Origin of the sequence: Isoptericola sp. BMS4 (assembly GCF_011634835.1) — a bacterium.
Taxonomy (GTDB): domain Bacteria; phylum Actinomycetota; class Actinomycetes; order Actinomycetales; family Cellulomonadaceae; genus Isoptericola.
Genome location: NZ_SIRP01000001.1, coordinates 2,490,625 through 2,514,920 on the forward strand (window position 1 = coordinate 2,490,625; position 24,296 = coordinate 2,514,920).

The 24,296-nt window shown below is 75.4% G+C and carries 24 protein-coding genes; 6 read left to right on the forward strand and 18 right to left on the reverse strand.

Features of this window, described 5'->3' with window-relative positions:
* Positions 1–56: 56 nt before the first annotated feature.
* The 16 genes from coaBC to soxR form a co-directional block, all read right to left on the reverse strand.
* On the reverse strand, positions 57–1,301 hold the full coding sequence (gene coaBC, locus EYB28_RS11145; RefSeq protein WP_166847762.1) for a bifunctional phosphopantothenoylcysteine decarboxylase/phosphopantothenate--cysteine ligase CoaBC: 1,245 nt from the start codon (positions 1,299–1,301) through the stop codon (positions 57–59).
* A gap of 16 nt (positions 1,302–1,317) precedes the next feature.
* A complete protein-coding gene (rpoZ, locus tag EYB28_RS11150) occupies positions 1,318–1,677 on the reverse strand; it encodes a DNA-directed RNA polymerase subunit omega (protein ID WP_240930509.1) in 360 nt (119 codons plus the stop codon).
* A 68-nt stretch (positions 1,678–1,745) separates the two neighbouring features.
* Positions 1,746–2,384: a guanylate kinase gene (gmk, locus tag EYB28_RS11155; protein WP_166847765.1), complete on the reverse strand. Its 639-nt coding sequence runs from the start codon at positions 2,382–2,384 to the stop codon at positions 1,746–1,748.
* Positions 2,377–2,688 (reverse strand): integration host factor, actinobacterial type, encoded by a 312-nt coding sequence (gene mihF / locus EYB28_RS11160; RefSeq protein WP_166847768.1) that lies wholly within the window; start codon positions 2,686–2,688, stop codon positions 2,377–2,379. The genes gmk and mihF overlap by 8 nt, the downstream gene beginning before the upstream one ends.
* A gap of 254 nt (positions 2,689–2,942) precedes the next feature.
* Positions 2,943–3,839, reverse strand: a complete 897-nt coding sequence (pyrF, locus tag EYB28_RS11165; RefSeq protein WP_255461510.1) for an orotidine-5'-phosphate decarboxylase — start codon at positions 3,837–3,839, stop codon at positions 2,943–2,945.
* Positions 3,836–7,246, reverse strand: a complete 3,411-nt coding sequence (gene carB, locus EYB28_RS11170; RefSeq protein WP_166847771.1) for a carbamoyl-phosphate synthase large subunit — start codon at positions 7,244–7,246, stop codon at positions 3,836–3,838. Before carB ends, pyrF begins: the two co-directional genes overlap by 4 nt.
* Positions 7,246–8,532: a glutamine-hydrolyzing carbamoyl-phosphate synthase small subunit gene (gene carA / locus EYB28_RS11175; RefSeq protein ID WP_166847774.1), complete on the reverse strand. Its 1,287-nt coding sequence runs from the start codon at positions 8,530–8,532 to the stop codon at positions 7,246–7,248. Before carA ends, carB begins: the two co-directional genes overlap by 1 nt.
* Positions 8,529–9,080 carry a hypothetical protein gene (locus tag EYB28_RS11180; RefSeq protein ID WP_166847777.1) on the reverse strand — a complete coding sequence of 184 codons (552 nt, stop codon included), beginning with the start codon at positions 9,078–9,080 and terminating at the stop codon, positions 8,529–8,531. Before EYB28_RS11180 ends, carA begins: the two co-directional genes overlap by 4 nt.
* Entirely contained in the window at positions 9,077–10,411 is a 1,335-nt protein-coding gene (locus EYB28_RS11185) for a dihydroorotase (protein ID WP_166847780.1), read from the reverse strand. Before EYB28_RS11185 ends, EYB28_RS11180 begins: the two co-directional genes overlap by 4 nt.
* Complete coding sequence (locus tag EYB28_RS11190; protein WP_166847783.1) at positions 10,408–11,460, reverse strand: aspartate carbamoyltransferase catalytic subunit; 1,053 nt, start codon at positions 11,458–11,460, stop codon at positions 10,408–10,410. Before EYB28_RS11190 ends, EYB28_RS11185 begins: the two co-directional genes overlap by 4 nt.
* Positions 11,457–12,074 carry a bifunctional pyr operon transcriptional regulator/uracil phosphoribosyltransferase PyrR gene (pyrR, locus tag EYB28_RS11195; protein ID WP_166847787.1) on the reverse strand — a complete coding sequence of 206 codons (618 nt, stop codon included), beginning with the start codon at positions 12,072–12,074 and terminating at the stop codon, positions 11,457–11,459. Before pyrR ends, EYB28_RS11190 begins: the two co-directional genes overlap by 4 nt.
* Before the next feature lie 261 nt (positions 12,075–12,335).
* Positions 12,336–12,752, reverse strand: coding sequence for a transcription antitermination factor NusB (nusB, locus tag EYB28_RS11200; protein ID WP_166847789.1), 417 nt, complete (start codon positions 12,750–12,752; stop codon positions 12,336–12,338).
* 16 nt (positions 12,753–12,768) lie between these two features.
* Positions 12,769–13,332: an elongation factor P gene (efp, locus tag EYB28_RS11205; protein ID WP_166847791.1), complete on the reverse strand. Its 564-nt coding sequence runs from the start codon at positions 13,330–13,332 to the stop codon at positions 12,769–12,771.
* A gap of 112 nt (positions 13,333–13,444) precedes the next feature.
* Entirely contained in the window at positions 13,445–14,197 is a 753-nt protein-coding gene (locus EYB28_RS11210; protein ID WP_166847794.1) for a hypothetical protein, read from the reverse strand.
* A gap of 84 nt (positions 14,198–14,281) precedes the next feature.
* On the reverse strand, positions 14,282–14,728 hold the full coding sequence (locus EYB28_RS11215; protein WP_166847796.1) for a type II 3-dehydroquinate dehydratase: 447 nt from the start codon (positions 14,726–14,728) through the stop codon (positions 14,282–14,284).
* Between the two features lie 21 nt (positions 14,729–14,749).
* The gene (gene soxR, locus EYB28_RS11220; RefSeq protein ID WP_304599245.1) at positions 14,750–15,235 is read right to left on the reverse strand and encodes a redox-sensitive transcriptional activator SoxR; all 486 of its coding nucleotides are present in this window, start codon (positions 15,233–15,235) and stop codon (positions 14,750–14,752) included.
* Between the two features lie 69 nt (positions 15,236–15,304).
* On the opposite strand from soxR, the gene EYB28_RS11225 reads away from it, so the two are divergent.
* From EYB28_RS11225 to EYB28_RS11235, 3 genes are read left to right on the forward strand one after another with little or no spacing between them, the layout of a single operon-like run.
* The gene (locus EYB28_RS11225; RefSeq protein WP_166847798.1) at positions 15,305–16,381 is read left to right on the forward strand and encodes an alcohol dehydrogenase catalytic domain-containing protein; all 1,077 of its coding nucleotides are present in this window, start codon (positions 15,305–15,307) and stop codon (positions 16,379–16,381) included.
* On the forward strand, positions 16,378–17,787 hold the full coding sequence (locus EYB28_RS11230; protein WP_205710894.1) for an MFS transporter: 1,410 nt from the start codon (positions 16,378–16,380) through the stop codon (positions 17,785–17,787). The genes EYB28_RS11225 and EYB28_RS11230 overlap by 4 nt, the downstream gene beginning before the upstream one ends.
* Before the next feature lie 55 nt (positions 17,788–17,842).
* The gene (locus tag EYB28_RS11235) at positions 17,843–19,249 is read left to right on the forward strand and encodes an FAD-binding oxidoreductase (RefSeq protein WP_166847800.1); all 1,407 of its coding nucleotides are present in this window, start codon (positions 17,843–17,845) and stop codon (positions 19,247–19,249) included.
* Here the strand turns inward: EYB28_RS11235 and EYB28_RS11240 are convergent.
* Positions 19,230–19,748, reverse strand: a complete 519-nt coding sequence (locus tag EYB28_RS11240) for a TIGR03668 family PPOX class F420-dependent oxidoreductase (protein WP_166847802.1) — start codon at positions 19,746–19,748, stop codon at positions 19,230–19,232. The two genes, EYB28_RS11235 and EYB28_RS11240, sit on opposite strands and share 20 nt — an antisense overlap.
* 191 nt (positions 19,749–19,939) lie before the next feature.
* Between EYB28_RS11240 and sigJ the strand changes: the two genes are divergently transcribed.
* On the forward strand, positions 19,940–20,968 hold the full coding sequence (sigJ, locus tag EYB28_RS11245; protein ID WP_166847805.1) for an RNA polymerase sigma factor SigJ: 1,029 nt from the start codon (positions 19,940–19,942) through the stop codon (positions 20,966–20,968).
* On the opposite strand, the gene EYB28_RS11250 is transcribed toward sigJ, so the two are convergent.
* Positions 20,919–22,328, reverse strand: a complete 1,410-nt coding sequence (locus EYB28_RS11250) for an MFS transporter (RefSeq protein WP_166847808.1) — start codon at positions 22,326–22,328, stop codon at positions 20,919–20,921. The two genes, sigJ and EYB28_RS11250, sit on opposite strands and share 50 nt — an antisense overlap.
* Positions 22,329–22,437: 109 nt before the next feature.
* Here EYB28_RS11250 and EYB28_RS11255 point away from each other — a divergent pair, with 109 nt between their 5' ends.
* Positions 22,438–23,460, forward strand: a complete 1,023-nt coding sequence (locus EYB28_RS11255) for an alpha/beta hydrolase (RefSeq protein WP_240930510.1) — start codon at positions 22,438–22,440, stop codon at positions 23,458–23,460.
* Positions 23,457–24,290 carry a glycerophosphodiester phosphodiesterase family protein gene (locus EYB28_RS11260; protein WP_370459470.1) on the forward strand — a complete coding sequence of 278 codons (834 nt, stop codon included), beginning with the start codon at positions 23,457–23,459 and terminating at the stop codon, positions 24,288–24,290. The genes EYB28_RS11255 and EYB28_RS11260 overlap by 4 nt, the downstream gene beginning before the upstream one ends.
* The last annotated feature ends 6 nt before the right edge of the window (positions 24,291–24,296 follow it).

The window sequence follows — 24,296 nt, forward strand, 5'->3', positions numbered from 1 at the left end:
GCTCCGCCCCCGACGGCCCCTCGGCCACCAGACGTGGCCCACATCATGAGATGATCTCACATGTCGGACATGAGGGTGGTCACGGCGGTCCACACGGCGTCCGCGACCTCGCGCTTCGTGCCGGCCGCCTCGGCGACCGTCTCGCCCCGCGCGTCCAGGACCGTGACCTCGTTGGTGTCTACGGCGAACCCACGGCCGTGCCCGACGGCGTTCACGGCGAGCAGGTCAGCGCCCTTGCGCCGGGCCTTCGCCCGCCCGTGCTCGAGCACGCTGCCGTCCGCGTCGCCCGTCTCGGCCGCGAAGCCCACGACGACCTGCCCCGGGCGGAGCCGGTCCCGGGCGAGCTCGGCCAGGACGTCCGGGTTCTCCACCAGCTCGATGGGCGCCGGACCGGACCCCGGGGTCTTCTTGATCTTGGCCCCCGCCGCCGTCACGGGCCGGAAGTCGGACACGGCCGCGGCCATGACCACGGCGTCCGCGTCGACGGCCGCCGCGCGCACCGCCTCACGCAGCTGCGCGGTGGTCTCCACGCCGACCACCTCGACGCCCGCGGCCTGGCAGCCCGCGACGGCGTCCGTGTCGAGGTTCGCGGCCACGAGCCGCACCCGCGCACCACGGGCCCGCGCCGCCTCCGCCAGGGCCACGCCCTGGCGGCCGCTGGACCGGTTGCCGAGGAACCGCACCGGGTCGAGCGGCTCGCGGGTACCGCCGGCGGACACGACCACCGACCGACCGGCCAGGTCGCCCCGGTCCGCCCGCTCCTCGCGCCCGGCATCGCCCGCGGCGACCGCCAGCGCGGCCCGCGCGATGTCCTCGGGGTCGGGAAGCCGCCCCGGACCGGTGTCCGCGCCGGTGAGGCGCCCGGCGTCGGGGTCGAGCACCACCACGCCCCGGGCGCGCAGGGTCGCCACGTTCGCCCGCGTCGCGGGGTGCTCCCACATCTCGGTGTGCATGGCCGGCGCCATCACCACGGGACAGCGCGCCGTGAGCAGCGCCGAGGTGAGCAGGTCGTCCGCCCGCCCGGCCGCGGCCCGCGCCATCAGGTCCGCGGTGGCGGGCGCCACCACGACGAGGTCCGCGCCCTGTCCCAGCGCCACGTGCGGCACCTGGGGCACGTCCTCGAAGACCTCCGAGGTGACCGGCTCGCCGGACAGCGCCTCGAACGTCGGCGCCCCGACGAACCGCAGCGCCGAGGCGGTCGGCAGCACACGCACGGCGTGCCCCTGCTCACGCAGCAGCCGCAGCAGCAGCACCGCCTTGTACGCGGCGATGCCCCCGCTGACGCCGAGAAGGATCCTCATCCGGCGTCGCGCCGGGTCAGAGGGTCGGCTCGTCGCCGAACGTCACGGCGCCGTCGACCACGTCGGTGCCGGCGTCGCCGAAGTCGATGACCGGCTCCGCGGGGGCGGCGGGCTTCTCCTCGGCCGGCTTGGACTCGAGCAGGCCCTGGTTGATCTCGCGCATCGCGATCGAGAGCGGCTTCTCCTGGTTGCGCGTCTCGACCAGCGGGCCGACGTTCTCCAGCAGGCCCTCGTTCAGCTGCGAGTAGTAGGCGTTGATCTGCCGCGCACGCTGGGCCGCGTAGAGCACCAGGCCGTACTTGGAGTCGGTGCGCTCGAGCAGCTCGTCGATGGGCGGGTCGGTGATGCCGATGGGCTGGGCCACGGTTCCGGCCATGGGTCACTCTCCACAAGAAAGGTGTCGGGGTTCAACGGGTCATTCTACGCGCACACGAGCGGGCGGCGTCAGCCCGCCACCTGCGGTGTCGCGGACGTCACGCCCATGACGCGGGCGAGCTCGTCGGTGGCGCGGGTGACGTCGTCGTTGACGATCGTCACGTCGAACTCGGGTTCCGCCGCCATCTCCACCTCGGCGGTGGCCAGACGGCGCGCACGCTCCTCCGCGTCCTCCGTGCCGCGCCCCACGAGGCGCCGGACGAGCTCGTCGAAGCTCGGCGGCGCCAGGAAGACGAACTGGGCGTCGAGGCCCATCGTGCGCACGGCCTCGCGCACCTGGCGTGCACCCTGCAGGTCGATCTCCAGCAGCGTCGGCACGCCCCGGGCCAGGTGCTCGGCGACGGGCCCGCGTGGCGTGCCGTAGCGGTTGCGGCCGTGCACCACCGCCGACTCGAGCATCTCGCCCGCGGTGACCATCCGGTCGAACTCCTCGGGCGTGACGAACAGGTAGTGCACCCCGTGCACCTCGCCCGGCCGCGGGGCGCGGGTCGTCGCGGAGACGGACAGCCAGACCTGCGGGTAGCGGGCGCGGATGTCCGCCGAGACCGTGCCCTTGCCCACGGCGGTGGGGCCGGCGAGCACCGTCAGGCGCGTCGGGGTGTGGTGCGGTGCCGGGCGCCCGGCGGGTGGAGCGGAAATGTCAGCCAAACCTCTCGATGAGCGCTTCCTGCTGGTGCGGCCCGAGGCCGCGGACGCGACGTGTCTCGGCGATCCCGATCTCTTCCATGATCGCCCGGGCCTTCACCTTACCGACACCCGGCAAGGACTCCAGCAACGAGACCACCTTGAGCTTGCCGACGACGTCGTCCGACTGCCCCTGGGCGATCACGTCCTTCAGCGAGCCCTGGGAGTACTTCAACCGGTTCTTGATCTCCGCGCGAACGCGTCGTGCCTCGGCCGCCTTCTCGAGGGCCGCCGCACGCTGTTCCGGAGTCAGTGGGGGAAGGGCCACGCAAGTCACCTACTCGTGTCGAGCTCATGTCGAGCCGCTGGTCTGTGTGAACTTCACTTAAGAAAGTAGCCACGACCTGCACGGTCGGCAATCGGTGACGCGCCCCGGAATAGCAACGATTCCGGGCACGAATCACCCCATTCGACGCGAATCCGGGCGAGCCGACCCCGCCGGGTGCGCCTCCCGGACGCCGGCCGGGCCCCCGCGCACCTCGCGGGCGGCCCGGGCCTCCCCCGGCACTCCACCGGCCCCGGTCAGGCCCGCAGGGCTCCGGCGGCCTCGCGGGCGGCGGCCCGGGCGGCGGCCCGCAGCGCGTCCGCGTCGGGGCCGGCCCCGAGCACGCCGCGCGACGAGGAGGCGAGCACCCGGCGGCGCGCGTCGCCGAACACGGCCGCGAGCTCGGCCGGCCCCGCGCCCTGGGCGCCGACGCCGGGGGCGAGCAGCGGCCCGTTGACCGCGCCGAGGTCGGTGCCGGTGGCGCGCGCCGCGTCGCCGACCGTCGCGCCGACCACGAGCCCGACGGAGCCCATCGGGAGCCCTGCAGTCACCGCGCCGGCGTTGAGCCCGGCGGCCTGCGCCGCGACGCTCGCCGCCACGGCGCGCCCGTCGGCGCCGCGGGCGTGCTGCACCTCGTGCCCCTCGGGGTTGGAGGTGAGGCACAGCACGAAGATGCCGCGGCCCGTGCGCTCGGCGAGCTCCGCGGCCGGGGCCAGCGAGCCGAAGCCCAGGTAGGGAGACAGGGTCACCGCGTCGCCCGCCAGCGGCGAGCCGTCGGCGAGGAACGCGTCGGCGTACCCGGCCATCGTGGAGCCGATGTCGCCCCGCTTCGCGTCCACGATCGTCAGCGTGCCCGCGGCGCGCGCCGCCGCGACGACCTCCTCCAGCACGGCCACGCCCGCCGCGCCGTGCCGCTCGAAGAACGCGGCCTGCGGCTTGAGGGCCGCGACCCGGCCCGCCAGCGCGTCGACGACGCGCAGGGACAGCTCCCGCACGCCGGCGACGTCGTCGGCGAGCCCCCAGGCCGCCAGCAGCGACGCGTGGGGGTCGATGCCCACGCACAGCGGGCCCGCGTCGTCCATCGCCGCCGCGAGCCGCGCCCCGAACGGGACGCGCGCGGTACCGTCCGGGGCGCCCGCCCGCGCCGCGGTCACGTCAGCACCTCCGGCAGCACCGGGGCCGGCTCGGCGACGACCGGGCGCGGCTCGGCCCGCCCGGCCAGCCGGGCGCGCGTCGCGGCCGTGTGCTCCTGGAGGCTCCCGACGTCGAACGGGCCGCCGCGCACCGCCTCGATGCCCTGCACCGCCGCGGCGAGCTGGTCCACGGTCGTGACCATGGGCCGGTCGGCCGCCGTGGTGGCCGCACGGATCTCGTAGCCGTCGGCCCGTGCGCCCTGCCCGGACGGCGAGTTCACCACGAGGTCCACCGCGCCGTCGGTGATGAGGTCGACGATCGTCGGCTCGCCCTGCGGCCCGGTGCCCTGCGAGAACTTGCGCACCACGGTGCAGCCGATGCCGTTGCGGCGCAGCACCTGCGCGGTGCCGGCCGTCGCCAGGATCTCGAAGCCGATCTCCGCGAGACGCTTGACCGGGAAGACGATGGACCGCTTGTCCCGGTCGGCCACGGACACGAAGACCGCGCCGCCCGTGGGCAGGCCGCCGTACGCCGCCGCCTGCGACTTGGCGAACGCGTGCGGGAAGTCCTTGTCGAAGCCCATCACCTCGCCCGTGGAGCGCATCTCCGGGCCGAGGACCGTGTCCACGACGTACCCCTGCGCGGTCCGGAACCGCTTGAACGGCAGCACCGCCTCCTTGACGGCCAGCGGCGCCCCCAGGTCCAGGGTGCCGCCGTCGCCCTCGGCGGGAAGGACGCCGTCGGCCCGCAGGTCCGCGATCGTCTCCCCGACCATGACCCGGGCCGCGGCCTTCGCCAGCGAGGCGCCCGTCGCCTTGGAGACGAACGGCACGGTGCGGGACGCCCGTGGGTTGGCCTCCAGCACGTACAGCACGTCGGAGACGAGCGCGTACTGCACGTTGAGCAGGCCGCGCACCCCCACGCCCTTCGCGATCGCCTCGGTGGAGCGGCGGATGCGCTCGATCTCCGCCTCCGACAGAGACACCGGCGGCAGCACGCAGGCCGAGTCGCCCGAGTGGATACCGGCCTCCTCGATGTGCTCCATGACGCCGCCGAGGAACAGCTCCTCGCCGTCGTACAGCGCGTCGACGTCGATCTCCATCGCGTCGTCGAGGAACCGGTCGATGAGCAGCGGCGCCGGCAGCAGGCCCGCGGCCGTGCGGTCGTCCGCGGCGGCGGCCGCGAGCGCCTTGGTGACGTACTCCGTGAGCTGGTCGTCGGAGTAGACGATCTCCATGCCGCGGCCGCCGAGCACGTAGGAGGGGCGCACGAGGACGGGGAAGCCGATGCGCTCGGCGACCTCGCGGGCCTGTCCGAGGGAGCGGGCGGTGCCGAAGGCGGGGGCGGGCAGGCCGGCGTCGGCGAGGACCTGGCCGAACAGGCCGCGGTCCTCGGCGGCGTCGATGGCCTCCGGGGAGGTGCCGAGGATCGGCAGGCCGGCGTCGGCGAGGCGCTGGGCCAGGCCGAGGGGGGTCTGGCCGCCGAGCTGGACGATGATGCCCTTGACGGGCCCGGCAGCGGCCTCGGCGGCGTAGACCTCGAGGACGTCCTCGAAGGTGAGCGGCTCGAAGTAGAGCCGGTCCGAGGTGTCGTAGTCGGTGGAGACCGTCTCGGGGTTGCAGTTGACCATGACGGTGTCGTACCGGTCGGCGAGCGTCAGGGCGGCGTGCACGCACGAGTAGTCGAACTCGATGCCCTGCCCGATGCGGTTCGGTCCGGAGCCGAGGATGATGACGGCCTCGCGCTCGCGGGGCGCGACCTCGGTCTCGCTGTCGTAGGACGAGTAGTGGTAGGGGGTCGCGGCGGCGAACTCGGCGGCGCAGGTGTCCACGGTCTTGAACACGGGGCGCACGCCCAGGGCGTGGCGGACCTCGCGCACGGTGGCCTCGCCGGCGGGGCCCATGCCGCGCAGGCGCGCGACCTGGCCGTCGGCCAGGCCGTGGCGCTTGGCGCGGCGCAGGACGTCGGCGGTGAGGGTGTCGCTGGCGGCGACCTCGGCGGCGACCTCGTTGATCAGCAGGATCTGGTCGAGGAACCAGGGGTCGATCTTGGTGGCGTCGAAGACGTCCTCGAGGGTGGTGTTCCCGGCGACGACGGCCCGTAGGGCCTGCTGCACGCCGACCATGCGGTGCTCGGTGGGCCGGCGGATGTCGGTGAGCAGGTCCGCGAGTGCCTGGCCGGAGGGCGCGTCGCCCTCCCAGTGGAAGCCGACGCCGCCCTTGTCGATGGAGCGCAGCGCCTTGCCGAGCGCCTCGGTGAAGTTGCGCCCGAGCGCCATGGCCTCGCCCACGGACTTCATGGTGGTGGTGAGGGTGTCGTCGGCGGCGGGGAACTTCTCGAAGGCGAAGCGGGGCACCTTGACCACGACGTAGTCGAGGGTGGGCTCGAACGACGCGGGGGTGACGCGGGTGATGTCGTTGGGGATCTCGTCGAGGGTGTAGCCGACGGCGAGCTTGGCGGCGATCTTCGCGATGGGGAAGCCGGTGGCCTTGGACGCCAGGGCGGAGGACCGGGAGACGCGCGGGTTCATCTCGATGACGATGACGCGGCCGGTGGCGGGGTCGACGGCGAACTGGATGTTGCAGCCGCCGGTGTCGACGCCGACCTCGCGGATGACGGCGATGCCGATGTCGCGCAGCTTCTGGTACTCGCGGTCGGTGAGGGTCAGGGCGGGCGCGACGGTGACGGAGTCGCCGGTGTGCACGCCGACGGGGTCGACGTTCTCGATGGAGCACACGACGACGACGTTGTCGTTCTTGTCGCGCATCAGCTCGAGCTCGTACTCCTTCCAGCCGAGGATGGACTCCTCGAGGAGCACCTCGGTGGTCGGCGAGTAGTGCAGGCCCTGGCCGACGATGCGGCGCAGGTCGGCCTCGTCGTAGGCGAAGCCGGAGCCGAGGCCGCCCATGGTGAAGGAGGGCCGCACGACCATGGGGTAGCCGAGGTCGTCGGCCGCTGCGACGGCCTCGTCGACGGTGTGGACGATGAGGGACCGCGCGGACTCGCCGCCGCAGACCTCCACGACGTCCTTGAACTGCTGGCGGTCCTCGCCCTTCTGGATGGCGGGGATGTTGGCGCCGATGAGCTCGACGTCGTACTCGGCGAGGACGCCGGCCTCGTCGAGCGCGATGGCGGCGTTGAGGGCGGTCTGGCCGCCGAGCGTCGGCAGGAGGGCGTCGGGGCGCTCCTTGGCGATGATCGTGGTGAGGACGTCGGTGGTGATCGGCTCGACGTAGGTGGCGTCGGCGAACTCCGGGTCGGTCATGATCGTGGCCGGGTTGGAGTTCACGAGGATGACGCGCAGGCCCTCCTCGCGCAGCACGCGGCACGCCTGGGTGCCGGAGTAGTCGAACTCGCAGGCCTGGCCGATGACGATCGGGCCGGACCCGATGACGAGGACGGAGGAGATGTCGGTACGGCGGGGCATCAGTTCTCCTTACCGGTGGACCCGCCGGCCAGCGCGGCGAGGGCGCTGGACGGGACGGTCACGGGCGTGCGGGTGGTCATGAGCTCGACGAAGCGGTCGAACAGGTAGGCGCTGTCGTGCGGTCCGGCGGCGGCCTCGGGGTGGTACTGCACGGAGAACGCGGGGACGTCGAGGGCGGTGAGGCCCTCGACGACGCGGTCGTTGAGGCCGACGTGGGACACGATGACGCGGCCGTACCGGGCGTCGTCGGCGCGTTCGTCGTCGTACGGCGCGGTGCTGACGACGTCGACGGGGGCGTCGACGGCGAAGCCGTGGTTGTGCGCGGTGACCTCGACCTTGTCGGTGGTGCGGTCGAGCACGGGCTGGTTGATGCCGCGGTGCCCGTAGCCGAGCTTGTAGGTGCCGTAACCGAGCGCGCGGCCGAGCAGCTGGTTGCCGAAGCAGATGCCGAAGAACGGGATGCCGCGGTCGAGGACGGCGCGCAGCAGGTCGATCTCGGGCTCGGCGCTGGACGGGTCGCCAGGGCCGTTGGAGAAGAACACGCCGACGGGCGAGCCGTCGTCGGGCAGCAGCGCGGTGACGTCGTCGATGGTGGCGGTGGCGGGCACCACGTGCACCCGCACGCCGCGCTCGGCGAGCCGGACCGGGGTCATGGCCTTGATGCCCAGGTCGACGGCGACGACGGTCGCGACCGGGGCCCGGCCGGCGTGGTCGCCGGCGGGCTCGACGACGTAGGCCTCGGTGGTGGAGACCTCGGGCGCGAGGTTGGCGCCGGCCATCTCCGGGGACGCCTTGACCTCGTCGAGGAGCTCGGCCACGGGCCGCTCGCTGCCGTCGGCGCGCACGAGGGCGTCGCCGGAGAAGACGCCGGCGCGCATGACGCCGAGCTCGCGCAGGTGGCGGGTGAGCGCGCGGGTGTCGACGTCGCTGATGCCGACGACGCCCTGGGCGACGAGCTCGTCCTCCAGGGACCGGTCGGCGCGCCAGGAGGAGACGCGGCGGGCGGGGTCGCGCAGCACGTAGCCGGCCACCCAGACCCGGCCGGACTCGGGGTCCTCGTCGTTCACGCCGGTGTTGCCGACGTGCGGGGCCGTCATCACGACGATCTGCCGGTGGTACGACGGGTCGGTGAGGGTCTCCTGGTAGCCGGTCATGCCGGTGGAGAAGACGATCTCGCCGAACGTGGCGCCGCGGGCGCCGTAGGCGCGGCCGCGGGCGACGGTGCCGTCCTCGAGGACCAGGACGGCGCTCTGCGGGGCGGGCGGTGGGGTGGGGCTGGTGGTCACGAGTCGTCCTTCTGCTGGGCGGCGGAGGTCATGAGGTGGCGCACGGCGTCGACCAGGCGGGACCGGTCGGTGGCGTACCGGGTGCGCAGCCCGGTGTCGAGCCGTGCGGCGGGCACGTCCGGGGCGTCGGGGTGGGGCTCGTCGTCCCAGGTGAGGACGACGAGGCCGTCGGCGCCGACGTACTTGCCGGCCATGCCGGGGGCGAGGCCGACGCCGTGCAGGGCGTGGGCGGGCACGAAGACGGTGCGGGTGCCGTGGCGCTCGATGAGCACGCCGGCGTCGTGCACCGAGACGGTGGCGGCGGCGCGGTCGCCGAGGGTGTGGGCGCCCACCCGGGCGAGCCAGTCGCCGGTCAGGGTGCTGCACACGTAGGTGGCGTCGAGCGGGGCCAGGCGCTCGGCACCGAGGTCGGACGGCGCACCGGGGGGCGGCGGCACCGTGGCGTCGCTGCGGCTCGCGAGCCGTCGCCGGCCCACGAGGACCGCCAGCAGCAGCACGACGCCGAGCACCACCCAGATGCCGACGGCGACGGGCAGGGGCAGGTTCACCGGGCACCTCCGGCGGCGGCGTCGGCGCTGCCGGTGGGGGCGCCGTCGAGCACGGTCGCCCGCCCCCGCAGGAACGTGGCGACGACCCGCCCGGGCAGCTCGTGCCCCCGGAAGGGCGTGTTGCCGCTGGTCGTGGCCTGCGCGGCGCCGTCGACCACCCGGGTGGCCGACGGGTCGACGAGGGCGAGGTTCGCGGGCTCGCCGGCCGCGACGGGGCGACCCTGCGTGTCGTCGATGCGCCCGATGCGGGCCGGGGTCGTCGACAGGACGCGCGCGACGTCGGCCCAGTCGAGGCGACCGGTGTCGACCATGGTCTGCTGCACGACGCTCAGCGCCGTCTCCAGCCCCGTCATCCCGAACGCGGCGGCGCCCCACTCGCAGTCCTTGTCCTCGCGGGTGTGCGGGGCGTGGTCGGTGGCCACGATGTCGATGGTGCCGTCGGCGAGACCCTCGCGGACCGCCTCGACGTCCTTCGCGGTGCGCAGCGGCGGGTTGACCTTGTAGGTGGGGTCGTAGGTGCGGGCCAGCTCGTCGGTGAGGATCAGGTGGTGCGGGGTGACCTCGGCCGTGACGTCGATGCCGCGGGACTTGGCCCAGCGCACGATCTCGACCGACCCGGCGGTCGACAGGTGGCACACGTGCAGGCGCGAGCCGACGTGCTCGGCGAGCAGCACGTCGCGGGCGATGATCGCCTCCTCGGCGACGGCGGGCCACCCGGCGAGGCCGACCTCCGCCGACACGACGCCCTCGTTCATCTGCGCGCCCTCGGTGAGCCGCGGCTCCTGGGCGTGCTGGGCGACGACGCCGTCGAACGCCTTGACGTACTCCAGGGCACGGCGCATGAGGATCGGGTCGTGCACGCACTTGCCGTCGTCGGAGAACACGCGCACGCGGGCCGCGGAGTCGGCCATCGCGCCGAGCTCGGCCAGGCGCTCGCCGTCCAGGCCCACGGTGACGGCGCCGACGGGGTGGACGTCCGCCCAGCCCGCCTGCGTACCGAGGCGCCAGACCTGCTCCACGACGCCCGCGGTGTCGGCCACCGGGGAGGTGTTCGCCATGGCGTGCACCGCGGTGAACCCGCCCACGGCGGCCGCGCGCGTACCGCTCGCCACGGTCTCGGCGTCCTCGCGCCCGGGCTCGCGCAGGTGCGTGTGCAGATCCACCAGGCCGGGCAGCAGCACGTGACCGGCGGCCTCGATCTCGACGGCGCCGGCGGGGACGGCGGCCGTGCCCGGGGCGGCGATCTCGGCGATGACGCCGTCCGCCAGGACGACGTCGGCGGGCTCGCCGCCGAGCGGTCGGGCGCCCCGCAGGACGTAGGTGGTGCTCAACGAGGGGTCCCTTCGACGGTTCCGGGCTGGGTTCCGGGCTGGGTGACGGGCGGCGCCGCGGGCGGCTGCTCCTCGCCCGACAGCAGCAGGTAGAGGGCGGCCATGCGCACGGCGACGCCGTTGGCGACCTGCTCGACGATGACGGCACGCTCGGAGTCCGCCGCCTCGGCGGAGATCTCCAGGCCGCGGTTCATCGGGCCGGGGTGCATGACGATCGCGTGCTCGGGCAGCAGCGCCAGGCGTCGCGCGTCGAGCCCGTAGTAGCGGGTGTACTCCAGCGGGCTGGGGAAGAACCCCCCGGCCCCGCCCGACATCCGCTCGCGCTGCACCCGCAGCATCATCACGGCGTCCGGCTGCCGGTCGGCGAGCGTGGCGTCCAGGTCGTAGGAGGTGCGGCACGGCCAGGTCTCGACGCCGACCGGCAGCAGCGTCGGCGGGGACACCAGCGTGACCTCCGCCCCGAGCGTGTGCAGCAGGCGCACGTTCGCGCGGGCGACGCGCGAGTGCAGCACGTCGCCGACGATCGCGACCTTCAGGCCCGCGAGGTCGGCGCCGACGCCGTCGTCCGTCCCGCCGCCGCGCAGCCCGCCGTCCGGGCCGCCGAGGTGGCGGCGGATCGTGAAGGCGTCCAGCAGCGCCTGCGTGGGGTGCATGTGGGTCCCGTCGCCGGCGTTGAGCACCGCGGCGTCGAGCCAGCCCGCGTGCGCGAGCTGGTACGGCGCGCCGGACGCCCAGTGCCGCACCACGACCGCGTCCGCGCCCATGGCGTGCAGCGTCAGGGCCGTGTCCTTGAGCGACTCCCCCTTGGAGACGCTGGAGCCCTTCGCGGAGAAGTTGATGACGTCGGCGGACAGGCGCTTGGCCGCCGTCTCGAAGGAGATGCGGGTGCGCGTGGAGTCCTCGAAGAAGAGGTTCACCACCGTGCGGCCGCGCAGCGTCGGCAGCTTCTTGATCTGCCGCGACTGCGTCGCCGCCATCTGGGCGGCCGTGTCCAGCAGCAGGATCGACTCGTCGCGGCTCAGCTCGGCCGTGGACAGCAGGTGCCTCATCGCGCCCCCTCCTCGCCGCGGCCGCTGATGACCACGGCGTCCTCGCCGCCGTCGACCTCGCTCAGGCGCACCCGCACCCGCTCGGAGGTGGACGTCGGCAGGTTCTTGCCGACGAAGTCGGGACGGATCGGCAGCTCGCGGTGCCCGCGGTCCACCAGCGCAGCGAGCCGCACCGCGCGGGGGCGCCCGAGGTCGCCGAGCGCGTCGAGGGCCGCCCGGATGGTGCGGCCGGAGAAGAGCACGTCGTCGACCAGCACCACCGTCTTGCCCTCGATGCCGGCCTCCGGCAGCCGGGTGATGCCGACGGCCCGCGTGGGCTGGCGGCGCAGGTCGTCGCGGTACATGGTGACGTCGAGCTCGCCGACGTCGCCGGCGGGGTCGAACGCGGGGTCGATCGCGGCCAGGCGCTGCGCGAGGCGCGCCGCCAGCGTCACACCGCGGGTGGGGATGCCGAGCAGGACGACGTCGGTGACGCCCTTGGACCGCTCCACGATCTCGTGGGCGATGCGGGTCAGGGCACGGGCGACGTCGCTCTCGCCGAGGACGACCGTGCCGTCAGCGCCGTCGGCGGCGTCGTCGATCCTGCCGGCGGGGTGGTCGGGTGTTCCGGGCATACCGGTGCCAGAGTGCACTGGCGACCTCCTTCTCCGCCTCACGGGACGGTGTTAAAGGGTGTCACTTCGCCGCCCGTCCCCCAGGACGGGCTGGGCCCAGCGTAGCGCCGGCACCGGCCGGGCTCGCCCCGATGACCACGATCCGGGCGCGACGTCCGTCACACCCCCGCGGCGCAGCACGACGGCGGCGGGAACCCGATGGTCCCCGCCGCCGTCGTGCGTCGTGCCGGTCCCGGCCCGATGGGTACCGGCCGCAGCAGGTCAGGTCAGCAGCGTCGGCTTGATCTCCACCAGCCGGCCGAGCAGCCCGTTGACGAAGCCCGGCGACTCGTCCGTCGACAGCCCACGGGCCAGGTCGACCGCCTCGTCCACGGCCACGGCGTCCGGCACCTCGTCGTTGAAGAGCAGCTCCCAGGCGCCGATCCGCAGCACGGCACGGTCGACGGCCGGCATGCGGTCCACCGTCCAGCCCCGCGAGTACGTGGCCAGCAGCTCGTCGATCCGCTCGCGGTGCGCGACCACGCCCTCGACGAGGTCGGCCGCGTACTGCGGCACCGCCGCCTCCGTGTGCGGCTCGATCACGCGGTCGGCCAGCAGCACCTGCGGGTCGACGCCGCGCTGCTCGGCCTCGAAGAGGATGTCGACGGCCCGCTTGCGGGCCTTGGTGCGTGCGCCCATGGCTGTGCTCGGTCCCTCAGTCGTTCACGCGGCCGAGGTACGACCGGTCGCGGGTGTCGACCTTGACCTTGGTGCCCTGCTCGAGGAACAGCGGGACCTGGATCTCGGCACCCGTCTCGAGGGTCGCGGGCTTGGTGCCGCCCGTGGAGCGGTCGCCCTGCAGGCCCGGCTCGGTGTAGGTGATCTCCAGGACCACCGACGACGGCAGCTCGACGTACAGCGGCGTGCCCTCGTTGGAGGCCACGAGGATGCTCATGCCCTCGAGCATGAAGTCCTTCGCGTCGCCGACCGTCTCGGGGGTCACCGTGATCTGGTCGTAGGTGTCCGTGTCCATGAAGACGTAGTCCGTGCCGTCCATGTACAGGTACTGGAAGTCGCGGCGGTCCACGTTCGCGGTCTCCACCTTGACGCCCGCGTTGAACGTCTTGTCGACCACCTTGCCGGACAGGACGTTCTTCATCTTGGTGCGGACGAACGCGCCACCCTTGCCCGGCTTGACGTGCTGGAACTCGATGATCGTCCAGAGCTGACCGTCGATACGGAGCACGGTGCCGTTCTTGATGTCGTTGGAGGTAGCCACGTTTCCTGTTCGTCCTCAGTTCGGGTTCGGGTGGGTCGGGCTCGGAGGGGTCGGCGCGGGTGCCGGAGCACGGACGTCGACGATCCACGGCCGCGAAAGAGCCCGCGCCAGTCTACAGCCCGCCCCCGGCCTCCCCGTCGGCCGGCTCGGGCCCGACCGAGCCCGTCACCGCGCCGCCCGCGGCGCCGGCGCGCAGCAGCCGCGCCGCCAGCGGGCGCACCGCCCGGTCCTCGGCCCACAGCGCGGTGCGCAACCGCTGGCTGACGGCCTGCTCGCTCACGCCGAGGGCGCCCGCGGCCGACCGCTGCGGGGCACCGTCGTCCGGCCGGGCCGCGACCGCGTCGACCGCCTCCCAGCCGGAGGCCGACCGGCGGGACAGCACCGCGCCGAGCAGCCGCAGCAGCGCCTGCGCGTCGCCGGCCACGGTGCCGTAGGGCTCAGCAGGCTCGCCCTCGACGACGACGGGCGCGGCGAGGCCGCGGCCCTGCGCCCGGCGAAGTGCGCCGCGGGCCCGCGTGAAGGCCGGTCCGGTGCCGGCCCTGGCGTGGTCCGGCAGCGGCAGGTCGACGGCGCCGAGCCCGATCCCCACGGCCCACGCGTCGGCCCGCAGCAGGTCGAGCGTGAGGTCCACCGCGAGGCGCGCGCCGTCCTCGTCCGGGGCGAGCACGCCCTGGATCTCCGCGCCGACGGCACGTTCGAAGCCGACGACCAGGCCGGGGCGCGGGGCGCCGCCCACGACGCCGGGGTCTTCGCGCGGGGCGTCGTCGAGGTCGGTGACCTCGCCGGGCCCGGCCAGGCGCCGGAGCGTGCCGGGAACGAGGTCGGCCCCGCCGGACGAACGTGCGGCCGCTGCCATGACGATCATTTCTCAAGGCTAGCGCCTTGATCGATCCATCCCGGTATCCCGCCCTTGATCGTCACCGCTCCAGGATCGCTGGCGGACCACGGTCTAGCCCCTGAGCTTGTGCGCCACGGCCTCCAGGGCCAGCCGGTACGAGTCGAACCCGAAGCCCGCGACCGTGCCGGTCGCGATCCCCGCGACCACCGAGTAGTGCCGGAACGACTCGCGCGCCGCCGGGTTCGACAGGTGCACCTCCACCAGCAGCAGCCCGGACGTCGTCACATGGGCCGCGGCGTCGCGCAGCGCGTAGCTGTAGTGGGTGAAGGCCGCCGGGTTCAGCACCACGTGGGCGCGGGCGTCGGTGGCCTCGTGCAGCCAGCCGACCAGGGTCGACTCGTCGTCCGTCTGCCGCACGTCGACGGACAGCCCGAGCGCGTCGCCCCAGGCGGCCGCCTCCCGCTCGAGGTCGACCATGGACGCGTGCCCGTAGATCTCCGGCTCGCGCACGCCGAGCCGGCCGAGGTTGGGGCCGTTGAGGATGAGCACCTGAGTCATGGCCCCGAGCGTACGGTCACCTCACTCCCCCGGGCCGTCGTCGACCAGCAGGCGGCGCGGGCCGGGCCCCTCGGCGCCGAGGGCGTCGTCGGGGTTCGTCAGCCGGCACCGGCGCAGCGACAGGCAGCCGCAGCCGATGCAGTCGGTGAGGTGGTCACGCAGGCGCTGCATCTGCTCGATCCGTGCGTCCAGGTCCTCGCGCCACGCCGCCGAGAGGGCGTACCAGTCGCGCGCGGTCGGGGTGCGGTCGTCCGGCAGGGACGCCAGTGCCTCGCGGATGGCGGCGAGCGGGATCCCGACGCGCTGCGAGACCCGGATGAACGCCACGCGACGCAGCACGTCGCGGCGGTAGCGCCGCTGGTTGCCGGACGTGCGCCGGCTCGTCAGCAGGCCCTCGCGCTCGTAGAAGTGCAGGGCGGAGACCGCGACGCCGCTGCGGGCGGCCACCTCCCCCACCGTCAGCTCGTCGTGGTCGCCCGCCACGGGGCCCGGCGTCGGTGCCACCACCGGCGCTCCCTCCTGCCCGCCGCACGGGCCGCTTGACCTCAACCTCGGTTGAGGTCACACCCTACCGGCATGGACGCCATCCGACTGCACGCCTTCGGCCCTCCCGAGAACCTCGTCGTCGAGCAGGTCCCCGACCCCGAGCCCGGCCCCGGGCAGGTGCTCGTCGCCGCGAGCGCCCACGGCGTCCACCTGCTCGACGCCTCGCTGCGCCGGGGCCAGGACGACGGCCCGCTCCCCCTGCCGACCCTGCCCGCCGTGCCCGGCCGGGAGGTCGCCGGCACGGTGGCCGCGGTGGGGCCGGGCGTCGACGTCGCCTGGGTGGGCCGCCGAGTGGTCGCCCACCTGGGCCGCACGGCCTCGGGCGGCGGCTACGCCCGGCTCGCCGCGGTCGACGTGGAGGCCCTGCATCCCGTCCCCGAGGCGCTCGCCCTCGCCGACGCGGTCGCGATGGTCGGCACGGGACGCACGGCCGTGCTGGTGCTGCGGGCGGCCGCCGTCACGCGGCAGGACGTGGTGGTGGTCACCGCGGCGGCGGGCGGCCTCGGCTCGTTGCTCGTCCAGGCGGCGCTCGAGCAGGGGGCGAGGGTGGTCGCCCTGGTCGGCTCGCGGGGGAAGGTGCGCGCGGTGCGCTCGCTGGTGCCGGACGCGGGCGAGCGGGTCGCGGCCGTCGAGACCTCGGGCCCCGGGTGGCAGGACGCGGCGCGTGCGGCCGTGCGGCGGCTCGCCGCCGGGCGGGACCGGCGGCCCGGGCCGGACGGGCACGACGGCGGCCGCGACGCGGACACCGACGGGCCGGGCGCCACGCTGGTCCTCGACGGGGTGGGCGGCGACGTCGGGACCGCGGCCGCCGAGCTGCTCGGCACCGGCGGCAGGCTCGTGGTCCACGGCTGGGCGGCGGGCGCCCCGAACCGGGTCGCGGCGGCCGCCGACGGGGACCGCGCGCCGGGAGGCGTGCGGGTGGTGCCCGTCGTCGGTCCCGGCTCCGCGGCGCCCGCGGACCTGCGCCCCCTGCAGGCCGAGGCGCTGGAGCGGGCGGCGTCCGGGCGGTGGCGCGTGCTGACGTACCGCGTGCCGTTCGCGGCCGCGGCGCGGGCGCACCGGGACCTCGAGAAGCGGCGCACGACCGGCAAGGTCGTGCTGGTGTGAGCGGCGACGACGCGCGGGCGGACGCCGCGCAGGTGCTGGGCCCAGGGACGCAGCGGGTCGTCCTGGTGGGCATGGTGGCGTACGTGGCCGTCGGGGCGTTCGAGGCCCTGGCGGTCTCGACGGCGATGCCGGTGGCGGCGGCGCAGCTGGACGGGCTCGGCCTGTACACGCTCGCGTTCGCCGCGACGACGGCCACGAGCGTGGTCGGGATGCTGACGGCGGGCCGCTGGGCCGACCGGACGGGTCCCGCGGCGCCGATGTGGGCCGGCGTGGGCCTGTTCCTCGCCGGGCTCGGCGTCGCGGGCCTGGCGTGGTCCATGCCCGTGCTCCTGGCGGGGCGGGCGCTGCAGGGGCTGGGGTCCGGCCTGTCCGGGGTCGCGCTGTACGTCGTGGTGGCGCGGGTGTTCCCGGCCGAGCGGCGGGCGGCCGTGTTCGCGTGGTTCGCCGCGGCGTGGGTGCTCCCCGGCGTGGTCGGTCCGCTGCTGGCCGGGCTGGTCACCGAGCACCTCGGCTGGCGATGGGTGTTCCTCGGGGTGCCGCTGCTGGCGCTGCCAGCGCTGCTGGCCCTGTACCCGGGCCTGGTGGCGGTGCGACGCTCCGCGCGCGGCGGCACGACGGCGGGGACCGGCGGGTCGGACGCGCTGCGGCGGGTGCTCGTCCCGGTGCTGCGGGGCGAGCGGGGCCTGGGCACCGTGGTGCGGGTCCGGGCCTGCGCGTCGGCCGCGTTCGCCGGGGCCGAGGTGCTGCTGCCGCTGGTGCTCGTGCACGAGCACCAGGTGTCCCCGGCCGTCGCGGGCAGCGTCCTGACGCTGCACGTGCTCGGGTGGCAGGCTGGCTCCTGGCTGCGGGGGCGCGGGCTGCACGGCCTGTCGCACCAGGGGTTCGTCCGGCTCGGCGGCGCGCTGCTCGCGGCCGGCGTCGGGGGGACGGTGATGCTCGCCCTGCCCGGGGTGCCCCTGCCGGTCGCGGCGGCACCCTGGGTCCTCGCGGGGCTGGGCATGGGCCTGACGTACCCGACCCTGAGCCTGCTCGTGCTCGACCTCGCCCCGCGGGAGGTGCAGGGGACGGCGGCCTCCGCCCTGCAGGTCTCCGACGCGGTCGCCGCCGCTGCCGCCCTGGCCGGCACGGGGGCGCTGCTGTGGGCCCTGCACGACGTCGTCGGCCTCACGGCCTACGCCGTGTGCCTGGGCCTGGCGGCCGCCCTCGCGCTGCTGGTCGCGGCGCTGGCCGGCCGTACGGCCGTCACGTCCGCCGGGCCCGGCCCGTCGAGGGTCGTGGAGCCCGCCGGCGCCCATCCCGGTGAGGATGCCGGTGGGCATGTCGGTGGGCATGTCGGTGGCACCGATGAGAATCACGTCACACCCGGGTCGACACTCCGGCGGCCGGCGAGCGCCGCCCCGTCCTGAGCGCGACCGCCACGATCCGTCCGAGCACCACCCCCAGCCCGCATCGGAGGAAACCATGACCGCAGACCCCGCACCGTCCGGCCGGCTGTCCCCCGGCGCCGTACGCTCCGCGCTCGACGGCGCCGCGGCCGTCCTCGTGCCCGACGACCCGGGGTACGAGGACGCGCGCACGATCGAGCCCGGCGGCGTCGAGCTCCGCCCGGCTGCGATCGTGCGCCCCACCGACGCCGCGGGCGTGGCCCGCGCCGTCCGCCTCGCCCGCGACGCCGGCGCGGAGGTCTCCGTGCGCTCCGGCGGGCACTCCGTGTTCGGCCTCGGCCGCGGCACGGGCGCCCTGACGATCGACCTGCGCGGCCTCGACGCGGTCGACGTCGACACGTCCACCGGCCCGCCGACGGCGTGGGCCGGCGGCGGCGTCACCGCGGGCGCCTACTCGCAGACGGTGGGCGAGCTCGGGCTCGCGACCCCGTTCGGCGACACGGCCGGCGTCGGCGTGGGCGGCATCACGCTCGGCGGCGGGGTCGGCCTGCTGTCGCGCGCCCACGGCATGACGATCGACCACCTGCTCGGCGCGGAGGTCGTGACCGCCGACGGCCAGGTCCTGCACGTCGACGCCGAGGAGCACCCCGACCTGTTCTGGGCCCTGCGCGGCGGCGGCGGCAACTTCGGCGTCGTCACCCGCTTCCGGTTCGCCCTGACCGAGCTGTCCGAGGTCGTCGGCGGCATGCTCATGCTGCCCGCGACCCCCGAGAGCGTGGCCGGGATCGTCGCCGCGGCCGACGCCGCCCCTCGGGGGCTCACCGTGATCCTCATGGTGATGTCGGCGCCGCCCGTGCCGTTCATCCCCGCCGAGTGGCACGGCCGTCTCGTCGTCATGGCGAACCTGTGCTGGTCCGGACGCCCCGAGGACGCCGACGCCGCGATGGCGCCGGTGCGCGACGTCGCCGCCCGGGCGGGCGGCGCCATCGTCGACGGGGTCCGCACCGGCCCCTACGCGGGGCTGCTCGAGGGCGGTCCGCCGCCGGGCGCCATGGTCGCGACGGGGCGCGCGTTCTTCACCGACGGCCTCGACCTGGACGCGGCCACGCACCTGCTCTCCCAGCTCGAGTCGGTCGACGCGCCGATGCGTGCCGCGCAGCTGCGGGTGCTCGGCGGCGCCGTGGCCGACGTCGACCCGGGCGCGACCGCCTACCCGCACCGCGGCGCCCGGGTGCTGGGCAACGTCGCCGCGGTGGCGCCGTCCGCCGAGGCCGCCGCGGGGTACACGCCCTGGGTCGAGGCGCTCGCCGCGCGCCTGCGGGGCGACCACCCGGGCGCGTACGTCAACTTCGCCCTCGACGGCGGCCTCGACGTCGCCCGGGCCGCCTACCCCGGCGCCACCTGGGAGCGCCTGCGGCAGGTGAAGCGCACCTACGACCCGCAGAACGTGTTCACCGGCAACGTCAACGTGCCGCCGGCGTAGCGCCCTGCGCCGACCAGCCGCGCCACCGGACGGCCCGCAGCCGCACCAGCGGGCCGTCCGGGCGGCGCGCGGCGTACTGCGGGTACCGGTCCGCGAGCGCGTCGAGGCCCGCCTCGAACGCCGCCGGGTCGGGCCCGTCGGCGTGCTCGACCCGGGCGGTCCCGTCGACGCGCACCCACCACAGACGGTCCCAGTCGTCGTCGTAGGCGTCGACCAGCACCGCGGCGCGCGGGTTCTCGGCGAGGTTGCGCAGCCGGCGCAGGGCGGTCGTCGTCTTCGGCTTGTGGTCGACCGCGGACACGACGTCCCACCCGGGCGGACCGCCCGGGCCCGGCGCGCGCAGCAGCGCGAACGTCACCGGGACGACGTGGGGCCACCCGTCGCTGCCGGTCGTGGCCAGGTAGCCGTGCCGCGCCGCGCGCAGGCGAGCGCGGCACTCGCCTGCCGGCAGGCGGGTGCCGCCGCGCGTCCCGGTGCCGTCAGTCCCGGTGCCGTCCATGGCGCCATGGTGGTCGCCGCCTCGCTCCCCCGCACGGGCACGCGCCGGGGCCGGGTCGAGGGCCCGTCACGTCCCGCCGGCCCACGTCGTCGGTGTGTCGAGCACGGTGTCAGGCACGGGGCCAGGCACGGTGCCGAGCACACCGCGCGCCGGCGGAGGCCGGCGGACCGCCGCTCAGGAAGGATGTCCCCATGACGCCCCCCACGACGCCCACCGAGACCCGCGACCGCACCGTCGACCTCGCCGCCCTGCGACGCGTCGCGTTCGGCGCCGCCTACCGGATGCTCGGCAGCGTCACGGAGGCGGAGGACGTCGCGCAGGACGCGATGCTGCGCGTCGCCCCGGAGGGGCGGCTGCCCGCCGACGTGCGCAACGCCGAGGCGTACACCACGACGGTCGCGACCCGGATCGCGCTCGACGTGCTGCGCTCGGCCCGCGTGCGGCGGGAGAGCTACGTGGGCGAGTGGATCCCCGAGCCTCTGGTCGGCGACGTCGTCGCGCCCGTGCCAGGGCGGGACGCGGCCCGGCACGCCGAGCTCGCCGACGACCTGTCGACCGCCTTCCTGGTGCTGCTGGAGAAGCTCACCCCCGCCGAGCGGGCGGCCTTCCTGCTGCACGACGTGCTCGGCTACCCGCACCGCCAGTCCGCCCGGGTGATCGGCACGACCGAGCTCGCCGCCCGGCAGCTCGCGTCGCGTGCCCGGCGGCGGATCGACGCCGCCAGGGACGAGGCTCTCGCCGTGCGGTCCGGCGCCCGCAGCGACCCGCACGCCTCGGAGCTCGTGTCACGGTTCATCGCCGCGACCGAGGAGGGCGACGTCGACGCCCTGATCGGCATGCTGGCGGACGACGTGGTCATCGCCGGCGACGGTGGGGGGAACGTCCCCCCGGGGTTCTCCATCACCCGGCCCGTGGCCGGGCGGGACGCCGTCGCCAAGCTGCTGGTCGGGTTCGCCCGCCGCTCCGCCCCCGCCCACCTGGAGCCGGCGACGGTCAACGGTCTGCCCGGGATGGTGGTGCACGCCGACCCGGCGATCGGTGGCGGGATCGTCGGTGCCTACTCCGTGGCGACCGCGCACGGCCGGATCACGGCGGTGTACGGCGTGATCAACCCCGACAAGCTGCGCCACCTCGGGCGGCTCGCGGACCTCGACCTGATGGCCGCCGCCGTCAAGGACGCCGGGCGGCGGCGCCGGTCGTCGCAGGAACCACCAGCATGAGCCCCAGCCCGGCGATGACCACCGCGACGATGGCGAGCGTGCCCCAGATCGTCGCGCCCGTGAGGGCGACGACGAGGGCCCAGAGCGAGGGCGCGAGGAAGGACACCGCGCGGCCGGTGGTGGCGTAGAGGCCGAAGATCTCGGACTCCCGCCCGGGCGGGGCGACCCGGGCGAGCAGCGACCGGGACGCCGCCTGGGCGGGGCCGACGAAGCAGGTGAGCGCCAGGCCGGCGGCCCAGAACACGATGGTTCCCAGCGGGTGCAGGGCCACGACCGCGAGGCCGCAGACGACGAGCCCGGTGAGAGAGCCGATGATGACCGCCCGGGGCCCGAACCGGTCGTCCAGGCGGCCGGCCACGATCGTGCTCAGTCCGGCCAGCAGGTTCGCGGCGATGCCGAAGACCATCACCTCCTGGGTGCCGAAGCCGAACGAGACGGCGGCGATCACGGCGCCGAACGTGAACACCGCCGAGAGCCCGTCACGGTAGACGGCGCTGGCGACCAGGAACCAGAAGGTGGGTCGCGCGCTGCGGAACAGCGCGACGACGTCGCGCCACAGCACGACGTACCCGGCGAAGAATCCCACCCGCGGGCGGTCGGCCGCCGGGGGCGCCTCGGGCACGTACCGGAACAGTGGCCAGGCGAACGCGACGGCCCACAGCCCGCAGCCGACGGCGATCACGCGGTAGGCGAGGCCGTCGTCGGTGGGCATCCCCCACCAGTCGGCCTCCGTCGCCACGATCACGAGCACGAGGGCGACGATCCCGCCGAGGTAGCCGAGCCCCCAGCCGAGCCCCGAGACCCGCCCGACGGTGCGCGGGGTGGACACCCGCACCAGCATCGCGTTGTAGTTCACGCCCGCGATCTCGCTCGCGACGCTGCCCAGCGACACGAGCGCGGCGCCCAGCACGAAGTACGCCGGGTCGGCCCGCACGGCGAACATCCCGAGCATGCAGGCCACGAGCAGGAGCGTCGCCCCGCCGAGCCACGCCTTGCGCCGCCCGCCCGCGTCGGCGCGCTGGCCCAGGACGGGCGCGAGCAGGGCGACGAGGACGCCGCCCACGGCGACCCAGGCGCCCAGCCCGCTGGTGAGCCCCGCGAGCGCCCGCTCCTTCGCCGGGTCGTCCGAGCCGAGTACCGCGACGGACGGCTCGAGGAACGCGTCGCTCGTGAGGTACAGGGCCGTGAAGACGAACGTGACGATGACCGTGTTGAACGGCTGGGTCGCCCAGTCCCACAGCGCCCACGCCACGACCTGGCGGGGCGTGCCCCCGCTGGCGCCGCCGGGGCCGTCGCCGTCCGGGTGGACGGCGGTGGGCCGGTCCGACGGCGGCGTCGAGGAGGCGGTCGTGTCGCTCATGGGCGAGAGTCTGCCGCACGACGCCCGCCGTCGGGCGGACCGTCGGTGACCAGGAGGTGAACCGGCAGGCGGACCAGCACGCTCGGACGGTCCGGCGTACGATCCGAGCGTGCCGCACCCGACCACCGACCTGCGCTGGGAGCCGGATCCGCTGCTGGGTGACGGGTTCGCCCAGGCCCCGCTCGGCCCTGCCACGCTCGTGCGGGCGACGCGACGGCCCTGCGGTGGGCCCCGGGGCGTGGTCCTGCACGTCCACGGGTACAACGACTACTTCTTCCAGTCGCACCTCGCCGAGGTCTGCGTGGACGCCGGGCTCGCGTTCTACGCCGTCGACCTGCGCCGCGCGGGCCGTTCGACGCGCCGGCCCGGCGCCACGCAGAGGGCGCACGCGGTCCGCTCGAACCCGTCCCGGCTGCCTGCGCACTACGTGACGAGCCTGCGCGAGCCCGGTGCGGACCTCAGCGCCGCGGCCCGTGCGCTGCGCGCCGCCGAGCCGGCCCTGCCGCTGGTGGTGCACGCCCACTCCACGGGCGGTCTCACGGCCGCGGTGTGGGCGCACGCGGTGCGCGCCGACCCCTGGGTGCGGCCGGACCTGCTCGTCCTCGACTCGCCCTTCCTCGACCTGCAGGGCTCGTGGGTCTCACGCACGGCGCGCACGCTGGCGCTGCAGGTGCTGGGGCGCACCCACCCGCTGGCCGTGGTCAGCACGGGCCCCTCGGTGTACGCGGAGCACCAGCACGCCGACGGGGGCGGCCGGTGGCGGTTCGACACCACGCTCAAGCGGCCCGACGGGCTGCCCGCCCGGGCCGGGTGGCTGCGCGCCGTGCGGCACGCCCAGCTCGCCGTCGCCCGCGGTCTCGCGATCGAGAGCCCCGTCCTCGTGGCCCGCAGCGCGGCGTCCGGCCCCGACAGCCCCGGCAACCCGCACCTGGACGCCCAGGACACCGTGCTGGACGTCGCGCGCATCGCCGCCCTGGCACCGCGGCTCGGGGCGGACGTCACCGAGCTCGTCGTCGACGGCGGGGTGCACGACCTGACGCTGTCCGCCGACGGGCCGCGCGCCGACTACCTCGACCGGATGCTCCGCTGGGTCGGCGACCGGCTCGCCGCGGGCGTCGAGGAGGCGTCGTGACCCGCGCCCCGCGGGGGGCCGACGCGTTGCCGCCGTACTTCCGACCGCCCCACCCGCCCGGGGCGCCGCGCCGGGTCGCCGCGCTCGCCCACCGCGGGTTCGCCCGCCCCGGTGGCGTCGACACCGGCCTGGAGAACTCCATGACGGCGTTCGCGGCCGCCGTCGCCCTCGGCTACCGGTACGTCGAGACGGACGCGCACGGCACCACGGACGGCGTCGCCGTGGCACTCCACGACGCCTCCCTGGACCGGACCACGGACGGCACCGGGCTCGTCGCCCAGCTGCCGTGGTCGCGCGTGCGGCAAGCCCGCATCGGCGGCGTGGAACCCGTCCCGCGACTCGAGGACGTGCTCGGCACCTGGCCGGACCTGCGGGTCAACGTGGACGTCAAGGAGGAGTCCGGCGTGGCGCCCACCGCGGCGGCGATCGAGCGCACCGCGGCCCACGACCGGGTGTGCGTGACGTCCTTCGACGCCCGCCGGCGGCGCGCCACCCTCGCGCGCCTCACCCGCCCCGTCGCGACGTCGGCGGGCCGGCGTGAGGTGGCGGGATTCCTGGCGGGTGCCCGCCTGCGCGCCGACGCCCTCGTCCGGGCCGCGCTGCGGGACGTGCACGCCCTGCAGGTGCCGGTCGTCACCGGGGCGCTCACCGTCGCGGACGCCGCGACCGTGGCCACCGCGCACCGCGTCGGCCGGGCCGTGCACGTGTGGACGGTCGACGACGCCGCCGAGATGCGGCGCCTCCTCGACCTCGGCGTCGACGGGATCGTCACCGACCGCGCCGACGTGCTGCGCGACGTGCTGCGCGAGCGAGGCCTCTGGGCCGACTGAACCGCT